The sequence below is a fragment of the Alexandriicola marinus genome (assembly GCF_004000435.1).
GTDB classification, from domain to species: Bacteria; Pseudomonadota; Alphaproteobacteria; order Rhodobacterales; family Rhodobacteraceae; genus Alexandriicola; species Alexandriicola marinus.
Window position 1 is genome coordinate 1 of sequence record NZ_RBVZ01000079.1, and the last position, 362, is coordinate 362.

The 362-nt window shown below is 67.1% G+C and carries 1 protein-coding gene; it reads right to left on the reverse strand.

Annotated features, from left to right (window positions below; genetic code table 11):
• Positions 1-362: hypothetical protein (locus EP376_RS23145; RefSeq protein ID WP_420837145.1), on the reverse strand; the 362-nt coding region annotated here is incomplete at both ends.

The window sequence follows — 362 nt, forward strand, 5'->3', positions numbered from 1 at the left end:
CCCTCTCCTTGATCCGTGACATCGCCGCCTCGGCGCGGCCCCATAGCTGATCCAGCCGCTCGCGCGCGGTGGCAATGAAGGCGCGCCCGCGCTCCATCAGCTCAAGACGCAATTCCAACTGCCGCCAGCCCAACTCTTGGCGCTGTGCATTGCGCGCCTGAGCCGCGCGGAAAGCCTCACCGCGCTCCGTGACGATCCCGCGTTTCTCCTGGGCATTGGCCGATGGGCCGATTTTCGGCTCAGGTTCCCGGCTGAGCTCGACCACTTTTTTCTCGTGCTCAAGCGCCAGCTCTTCCTGCCCGCCCCCGCGCGCCCGCTCGACCTGTTGCTCGGCTTCGGCGCGCTGAACATCAAGGGACCGG